Raw genomic sequence first — 8,882 nt, forward strand, 5'->3', positions numbered from 1 at the left:
TCATTGACATTGGACGCGGACGGAATGAGAGCTATTTTCCCCGCGGGGCGGGGGAGCGGGGTTCGGATTCCTCCACGAAGGTGCCCATCCGCCTGAGGGTCCGATAGCGCTCGGCCACCAGCGTTTCGATGTCTTTCTCCCTCAGCTCGGCAAGGGCGTCCAGTATGGTCTTCTTCAGGCCCTCGCCCGTGGCCTCCGGGTCCCTGTGGGCGCCGCCCAGGGGCTCGGGCACGACGCCGGAGATGATGTTTAGCTCCATAAGGTCCGCCGAGGTGAGCCGGAGGGCGTCGGCCGCCCGGGAGAAGTCCTCGCTCCCCAGGTTTCCGTTCTTGCTCCAGAGGATGGATGCGCAGCCCTCCGGGGAGATAACCGAATAGACGGCGTGCTCAAGCATGTAAAGGCGGTCCGAGACCCCCAGGGCCAGGGCTCCGCCGCTCCCCCCCTCGCCGATGACCACAGAGACGACGGGCGTACGCAGGCGGGACATCTCCATCAGATTGGTGGCGATGGCCTCGGCCTGCCCCCTCTCCTCGGCGCCCACGCCGGGGAAGGCCCCCGGGGTGTCGATGAAGGTGACCACGGGGATGCCGAAGCGCTCGGCCATCTTCATGAGCCTGAGGGCCTTGCGGTAACCTTCCGGGTGGGGCTGTCCGAAGTTCCGGGCGATGCGCTCCTTCACCCCGCGCCCCTTCTCGTGGCCCACCAGCATGATGGTCACGCCCCCGAGCTTTCCCAGGCCACCCACGACGGCGGGGTCGTCGGCGAACGTCCTGTCGCCGTGAAGCTCCACGAAGTCCTCCACCAGCATCCGCACGTAGTCCAGGGTGTGGGGCCGCTCGGGGTGGCGGGCTATCTGGGTCTTCTGCCACCGGGTGAGGGTGGAGAATATGGAGGAGCGGAGCTGTCCCGCCTTCTTCTCCAGCTTGCGTATTTCCGAGGCGATGTCGATGTCGCTCACGTCGGAGAGGCGCCGGAGCTCCTCTATCTTCATCTCCAGCTCCTCGATGGGTTTCTCGAAGTCCAGGTAATGTCCCATAGGGTTCTATTTTAAACTACCTTGAGGGTCCCTTTCCCGCAGACGTCCTCAACCCCCTCGATGAAGGCCTCATCGGCAAGCACGCCCCGGGAGGCCTGAATGGTGACCTCCGAGCCCCCGGCGCGGAGCCGGAGGTACAGGGGCACGTCCCCTGCCCTGGCCATGACCAGGTCGCGCAGGGCGGCCAGGTCGGGGGACGTGTCGTTGGTCCCGCTGAGGCGGATGAGCACCTTTCTGCCCGCGGCCTTCCGGGCGAGGAGGTCATCCAGGCGGGCCAGGTCCCTGGCCACAACCTTCATGCCCTTCTCCGACTTCTCCAGGGTGCCCGAGACGTACAGGGGGACGTCCTTCTCGATGAGGGGCCCGTGCTCCTTGTACAGGTCGGGGAAGACGATGGCCTCCGCCGCGGCCTCCTCGTCCTCCAGGGCCAGGGAGGCCATGAGGTCGCCCTTGCGCGTGCGTATTTTCCTCAGGCCCACCACGATGCCCGCCGCCTCCACCTCCTTGCCGTCGGGAGCGGCCAGCAGGCCGGAGACCCCCGGTATGCCCAGGGCGTCCAGGACGCGGGAGTACTTGGTCAGGGGGCTTCCGGTGACGTAGAAGCCCAGGGCGTCCTTCTCGTAGCGGAGAAGCTCGGTCTCCTCCAGGGCCTCCTCCTGTGGGGCATCCTCCGGTGCGTCGAAGAGGTCCAGGGACGGCGCGCCGCCGCCATTGGATTTCTCCAGTGCCCTGAGGGCGCGCCCGCGGCGCACGGTGAGCGGCGCCGAGCCATCGGCGCTTACGGTGTCGAAGGCCCCGGCCTTGATGAGGCTTTCGTTGACCTTCTTGTTCACCTTGCCCGGCCCCCCCATCCGGCGGAGGTAGTCCTCGACCGAGTGGAAGGGCCCCCCGTCGCCCCGCACCTGTAAAATCGCATCCACGGCGGCCCCTCCCACCCCCTTGACCGCGCCCAGCCCGAACCGGATGCTCTGGCCGTCCACGGTGAACTCCTTGCCCGAGAGGTTTATGTCCGGAGGCAGGATGTCCGTGCCCATGTGGCGGCACTCCTTGATGGACTTGACCACCTTGTCCGAGGAGTCCAGGTCCGCGCTCAGGGTGGCCGCCATGAAGTGCACCGGGAAGTGGGCCTTCAGATAGGCCGTCTGGTAGGCAATGTAGGCATAGGCCGCCGAGTGGGACTTGTTGAAGCCGTACTCGGCGAAGTAGGCCATGCGGTCGAAGAGAAGCTCCGCTTTCTTCCTCGGGATGCCCCTCTTCAGGGCGCCCTCGATGAACAGCTCCTTCTGTTTGGCCATGACGTCCATCTTCTTCTTGCCCATGGCCTTCCTCAGCACGTCGGCCTGCCCCATGGTGAAGCCCGCCAGCTCGCCCACGATGCTCATGACCTGCTCCTGATAGAGGATGACCCCGTAGGTCTCGGCCAGGATGCCTTCCAGCTCCGGCAGCTCGTACTCTATCTTCTTCTCGCCCTTCTTGCGGCGGATGAAGTCGTCTATCATCCCGCTTTTTATCGGCCCCGGCCTGTACAGGGCCACCAGGGCGATGAGGTCCTCGAAGCGGGAGGGCTGCATCTTGACCAGGATGTCCTTCATGCCGTCGCTCTCAAGCTGAAACACGCCCGTGGTCTGCCCCGTGCCCAGGAAGGCGAAGGTCTTCCCGTCGTCCAGGGGCATGTCCTCCAGGGAGAAGTCCCTGCCCTCGGCCTGTATGTACTCGGCCGTCTTCTGCACGATGGTCAGGGTCTTCAGGCCGAGGAAATCGAACTTGATGAGGCCGATGCTCTCGGCCGAGCCCATGTCGAACTGCGTGGTGACGGCCTCGTCCGAGGGGTTCTTGTACAGGGGGGTAAGCTCGGTCAGGGGCTCCGGGGAGATGACCACGCCGGCGGCATGGGTGGAGGCGTGCCGGGCCAGCCCCTCCAGGCGCATGGCGATGTCCAGTATCTCCCGGACCCTGTCGTCCTTCTCGTAGGCCTCCTTGAGCTGGGGCTCGAGCTTCATCGCCTGCCCGAGGGTCATCTTCACCCCCTCGGGGACCAGCTTGGCCAGCCTGTCCGCCTCGGCGTAGGGCACGTCCAGGGCCCTGGCCACGTCCCGGATGGAGGCCCGGGCCGCCATGGTGCCGAAGGTGATTATCTGGGCCACGTGGTCACCACCGTACTTCTCCGAGACATAGGTGATGACCTCGCCGCGGCGGTCCTTGCAGAAGTCCACGTCTATGTCGGGCATGCTCACCCGTTCGGGATTGAGGAACCGCTCGAAGAGAAGGCCGTACTTGATGGGGTCTATCTCGGTGATGCCCAGGGCCCAGGCCACCAGGCTTCCGGCGGCAGAGCCCCGGCCCGGCCCCACCGGGATGCCCCGGCCCTTGGCGTAGGCGATGAAGTCGGCCACGATGAGGAAGTACGACGGATAGCCCATCTTCCGGATGACCTGCATCTCCCTCTCGAAGCGCGCCCCGTACTCCGCGGGGGCCTCTCCCCCGAAGCGCCTCTGGAGGCCCTCCCGGGCCAGCCTCTCCATGTACGAAGCGGGGCCGGAGCCGTCGGGCGGAGCGAAGCGCGGAAGGCGCGGCTTCCCCAGGGTGAACTGCACGTCGCAGCGGTCCGCTATGGCCCTGGTGTTGAGCACCGCCTGGGGCAGTTCGGCGAAGGCTCTCTTCATCTCCTCCGGGGAGCGGAAGTACAGGCCCGCCCCCTCGAAGCGCATCCGGCCGGGGTCGCTCATGGTCTTTCCCGTCTGTATGCAGACCAGGACCTCGTGGGCCTTGGCGTCGCTTTGATGCATGTAGTGGCAGTCGCTCGTGGCCACCAGGGGCACCTGCACGTCCCGGGCAAGCTCCACGAGCTTTCCGTTCAGGGCGTCCTGCTCCTTGAGGCCGTTATGCTGTATCTCCAGGTAGAAGTTCTCCGGCCCCAGGATGTCGCGGTACTCACGGGCCAGCTCCCGGGCCCGGTCCGCCTGCCCCTGGAGGAGGTAGTAAGGGATTTCCCCCTTCATGCAGGCACTGAGGGCGATGAGCCCCTCGCCGTGCTCCCTCAGCAGGGCCTTGTCTATGCGGGGCTTGTAGTAGAAGCCCTCCAGGTGGGCGAGGCTTACCAGGTTGACCAGGTTCCGGTACCCGGCGTCGTCTGTGGCCAGGAGCACCAGGTGGAAGGCCGCCTCCCCGTCCTCGTTCCTGCTCCGGTCGTGCCTGCTCCCCGGGGCCACGTAGACCTCGCACCCCAGGATGGGCTTTACCCCGGCCTTTACGGCCCTCTTGTAAAACTGCACGGCCCCGAAGAGGTTGCCGTGGTCCGTGACGGCCACGGCGGGCATCTGGAACTTCGCCGCCGCTTCCACCAGCTCCGAGAGCCTGATGGCCCCGTCAAGCAGACTGTACTCGGAATGAACGTGGAGGGGGACGTAATCAGAGTACTGCATAGGGAGATTTTATAGGTTTGCCCCCCAAAAATCAATTCTGCCCGGAGGGGCGCCCCCGGGCGCAGAAAAGCCTTTAAGTTATTGTTTTTCCTGCGACTCCGTGTTCCGGACCGGCTCTTCGGCCTCCGCCTCCTCGTCGGGGTCCCTGTAGGTTTTCATGCGCCAGAGGACGCGCCCGAAGCCCGCCACGGCCAGGAGGGCCGCCATGACGAACAAGAGCTCGGTGAAATGCCGCCTCAGCCAGGCGAGCCAGAGGCTCCGCCCCCGAAGGCTCTCCCTCCATTGCTTCTCGATGTCATCCAGGCCCACGCCCAGGGCCGCCCGGGCCGCCTCCCCCGGCGTGTGTCCCCGGCGCATCTCCTCAAGCACCGAGAGCACGCCCTCGCGTCCCCACTCCGCGGCCACGAACTCTACCACACTCCTGCTCTCTGCATAGGCCAGGAGGATGCCTTCACGGTCCAGCGGAAACCGCCCGAGCCGCCTCAAGGGGATGAGGCTTCCCCTGTGGGCCGCCCGGACGAGCCGCTCCTCGCCGCCCCTCGTGAGGACCTCTCCCATGCCCTCGCTCATCCACTGGCACACGCCTTCGTCCAGCCACCGGGGGATGGGGGTTTCCCGGATGTAACGGCCGAGGACGAGGTGGCAGAGCTCATGCCTCAGGGTGGCCTCGAGCCTGTGGGGCTCTCTCATCAGCCGGGGGGCGTCCAGCGCCACGACGTTCTGCTCCGGTGCGGCAAGGGCCACGGCGACGTCGTTTCCGGCCATGAGCCTGAAGCGCCCGGCGTCACCTACCAGCCGGATGTAGGGACGGAAGTCGACCTTCCAGCCCAGGGTCTCCTCTACCCGGGCCCTGGCCGACGGGTAGGCCTCCGAGACGGCACGGGCGAAGGACTGGAGGGGCTTCTCATAGAGAAGCACGGCTCCGGGGGCGGCCATGGTCTCTTCGGCCAGGGCCGCCCCCGTCCCGGAAAGACCCTGGATTGCCGCGGAGGCAAGGAGCGCAAGGAGACCGAGAAGGCGGGCTATTTCCAGGGAACGACGCATTATCTTATACTAGCAGGATTGGCGGACCGCGCAGAGGGGCGAGGAAGGACTTCTCCTTGTGCGTGCCGCCGGGCTTCTGTAATATTTAAGCAGCACACATTTCTGCCTGAAAGGGGTCATGCATGAAATTCACCGTGGCGGCTTTTGTTCTGAGCGCTCTTTTGCTTGCCTGGGGCGCGGCCCAGGGGGCGGAGCTTCCCCGGTATGAGCTGTCGGTCGCCGTGGACCCGGAGAACGCCCTTCTCACGGGCCAGGCGCGGATTACCCTGCCGGGGGGAGGAAAGGTGCTCGTCGAGCGGGGCGCCCTGGACCTCGAATCGGCAAGCCTCGACGGCCGCCCCCTGGCCCTTGGGAAGAAAGGCCCCCTGGTCATCGAGGACGTCGCCCCCGGGGCGGTCCTCACCATTGCCTACAGGGGCGTCTTCCCCGGAGAGGAGCTCGTCCCCGACACAGAAAACGTGGGGGTGGTGCAGGGGGCGTTCATAAGCCCCGGCGGCGTGTCGCTTACCTCGGGATGGTATCCCGCCCTGGAGGGCATGGCCCTTTACAGCCTCACCGCCACCGTGCCCCGGGGCTACGCCGCCCTATCGGAGGCGGATGGCATCGAGCGCGAGGAAACGGCGGAGGGCGTGCGGTTCACCTTCGCGTTTCCCCATCCCGTCCCGGGCATCTCGCTGGCCGCCGGGCCGTACCTGGAGACCTCGGATACCCTGGATGGCATCTCCATCCACGGCTATTTCTTCGCGGAGGACGCCCACCTGGCCCCGGAGTACGTCCGCTATGCCAGGCACTACATAGAGCTTTACCAGGGGCTCATCGGCCCGTACCCCTACAAGCGCTTCTCGGTGGTGGAAAACGTGCTTCCCTCGGGCTACTCCATGCCCACCTACACGCTGCTGGGCCGCGAGGTCGTGCGGCTGCCTTTCATCGTGGAGACCTCCCTCGGGCACGAGGTCCTGCACCAGTGGTTCGGCAATTCGGTCTACGCCGATTACTCCCGGGGCAACTGGCTCGAAGGCATCGCCACCTACCTGGCCGACCACCTGTACAAGGCCCGGGAGGGGAAAGGCGCGGAGTACCGGAAGACCCTGCTTTTGAACTACCGGAACTACGTGCATCCGGACAACGACATCCCCCTTACGGCGTTCCGGTCGCGGACGGGCCTTGCCACCGGCGCCATCGGCTACGGCAAGGCGGCCATGGTCTTTCACATGCTCCGGGGCGAGGTGGGCGAGAAGGCCTTTTACGGCGCCCTGGGGGCGCTTTACGAGAAGAAGAAGTTTGAGCGGGCCTCCTGGGACGACGTGCGGGCCGCCTTCGAAGAGGCCTCGGGCACGGACCTCGGATGGTTCTTCAAGCAGTGGCTCACCCGGAAAGACGTGCCCGTCCTCAGGGTGCGGGACGCCCGCGTGCTCGTCCTTGACGGAAAGCCTCAGGTGACCTTCCGGCTCGTGCAGGAAGGGGAGCCTTACAGGCTCAACGTCCCGGTGCGCGTCGTCTCGGCTGGGGGAGAGACCACGAACACCGTCCGGGTGGAGAAAGGCTCCGAGGAGGTCAGCATAACGGCGGACGCCGGGCCCCGGGAGCTTATCGTGGACGGCGGGTACGACCTGATGCGGGCCCTCTCCGAGGAGGAGACCCCTCCGGTGGTCTCCGCCCTCACCGGGGCGGAGAAGCGGCTGGTGGTCTTCCCCTCGGACGAAAAGAAAAGAGAGACATACGCCCCCCTCATGGAGCTTCTCATGGAGCAGGGCTTCGGTGTGAAGCCCGACGACGAGGTGAAGGAGGAGGACCTGGAGACGTCCTCCACCCTCGTGCTGGGCTTTGACAGCCCGGTCCTCAGGCAGTTTCTCGCCGGTCCGCCGAAGCCGGCGGGGGAGGGCCCCGGCGGCGGGTTCGTCCTTTCGGTCATGGAAAACCCCCTTAACCCCGACGGGGTGCTTGCCGCCGCTCACGGGGCGAGCAAGGAAGAAGTGGCCCTCGCCGCCCCGAAGATAATGCACTACGGCAACTATTCCACCTTGCGCTTCCAAAAGGGAACAAACGTGGAGAAAGCCCTCTCCCAGAGGCCCTACGGCATCCGGGAGGACGTGTCTTTCCGGGCCTTTGGCTTCGCGCCGGCCCGTGCCCTGAGCCTGAAAGACATCATAGAGCGCATCATCGACACCGATATCATCTACGTCGGGGAGACCCATCCGAACTACGCCGACCACAAGGTGCAGCTCGCAGTCATCGAGGCCCTCCACAGGGAGGGGCGGGCCTTCGCCATCGGCATGGAGATGTTTCAGCGGCCCTACCAGCCTTCGCTGGATGCCTACATTTCCGGGGACATCGGCGTCCGAGACTTCCTGAAGGACACCGAGTACTACGAGCGCTGGGGATTCAACTACAACCTCTACAGGGAGATTCTCGATTACGCCCGCACGTACGGCATCCCGGTGGTGGCCTTGAACCAGGCCTCCGAGGTCGTCAAGAAGGTGGCCGACGGCGGGCTGGACGCCCTCACCCCCGAGGAGCGGGAGAAGATACCCCCGGACATGGACATGACCGACGACGCCTACCGCCGGAGGCTCCGGACGATTTTCGAGGCGCACCGCAAGGTCCCGGGACGGACGTTTACGAACTTCTACCAGGCCCAGGTCCTCTGGGACGAGACCATGGCCCACTCCGTGGCGGACTTTCTCAAGGAAAACCCCGGCTACCAGATGGTGGTCATCGCCGGTCAGGGCCATGTGGCTTACGGCTCGGGCATCCCCAGGAGGGCCCACCGCTTAAACGGCAAGCCCTATGCCATCGTCCTGAACCCCTCCGGCGAGGACTGGAAAAGGGACATAGCCGACTATGTGTTCTTCCCCCAGCAGCTCTCCGCCCCTCAGACCCCGCTCATCGGGGTGGCCGTGGAGAAGAAGGAAAAAGGCCTCACCGTCACCCGGGTCAGGCCGGGCTCGCCGGCCGCGAAGGCGGGGCTCAAGAAGGACGACGTCATTCTGGAGGCGGGCGGGTTTACGGTCAAGAGTTTCGGGGACCTGAAGGCGGCCCTCTTCGGCAGAAAGGCGGGCGAGACCGTCGCCCTCAGGATACTGAGGCCCCGGGCGCTCGCCCCCGACAAGGAGATGGAAGTCACCGTAACCATAGAGTAGGGGAGCGGCTTCTCCGGAGCGGGCCGCCCGCCCCGGGGGCGCTTGACCAAGTGCGTGAATAAAGGCTATTATTCATGGAGAGCAGGTCCGGGCGAGCCGAAGTGGCGGAATTGGTAGACGCGCTAGGTTCAGGGTCTAGTGGGGGTAACTCCGTGGGGGTTCGAATCCCCCCTTCGGCACCAGAAACTCACTTTTTGGCTTGTGACCGGCCTTTTCGCGGGAGCACGCAAAGAATATTCC

General features: G+C 65.6%; 4 protein-coding genes and 1 tRNA gene. 2 read left to right on the forward strand and 3 right to left on the reverse strand.

The window, feature by feature from the left end; translation table 11 throughout:
• Positions 1-31: 31 nt before the first annotated feature.
• The 3 genes from P8Y39_11030 to P8Y39_11040 form a co-directional block, all read right to left on the reverse strand.
• On the reverse strand, positions 32-1,036 hold the full coding sequence (locus P8Y39_11030; GenBank protein ID MEJ2192858.1) for an acetyl-CoA carboxylase carboxyltransferase subunit alpha: 1,005 nt from the start codon (positions 1,034-1,036) through the stop codon (positions 32-34).
• Between the two features lie 11 nt (positions 1,037-1,047).
• Complete coding sequence (dnaE, locus tag P8Y39_11035) at positions 1,048-4,458, reverse strand: DNA polymerase III subunit alpha (GenBank protein ID MEJ2192859.1); 3,411 nt, start codon at positions 4,456-4,458, stop codon at positions 1,048-1,050.
• A gap of 78 nt (positions 4,459-4,536) precedes the next feature.
• Complete coding sequence (locus tag P8Y39_11040; protein ID MEJ2192860.1) at positions 4,537-5,502, reverse strand: peptidase MA family metallohydrolase; 966 nt, start codon at positions 5,500-5,502, stop codon at positions 4,537-4,539.
• Positions 5,503-5,624: 122 nt separating this feature from the next.
• Here P8Y39_11040 and P8Y39_11045 point away from each other — a divergent pair, with 122 nt between their 5' ends.
• Together P8Y39_11045 and P8Y39_11050 are read left to right on the forward strand one after the other, a co-directional pair.
• Positions 5,625-8,642, forward strand: a complete 3,018-nt coding sequence (locus tag P8Y39_11045) for a ChaN family lipoprotein (GenBank protein MEJ2192861.1) — start codon at positions 5,625-5,627, stop codon at positions 8,640-8,642.
• 95 nt (positions 8,643-8,737) lie between these two features.
• Positions 8,738-8,824: transfer RNA gene (locus P8Y39_11050), tRNA-Leu, on the forward strand.
• Positions 8,825-8,882 lie beyond the last annotated feature (58 nt).

The organism is Nitrospirota bacterium (assembly GCA_037386965.1).
Lineage (GTDB): Bacteria > Nitrospirota > Thermodesulfovibrionia > Thermodesulfovibrionales > JdFR-86 > JARRLN01.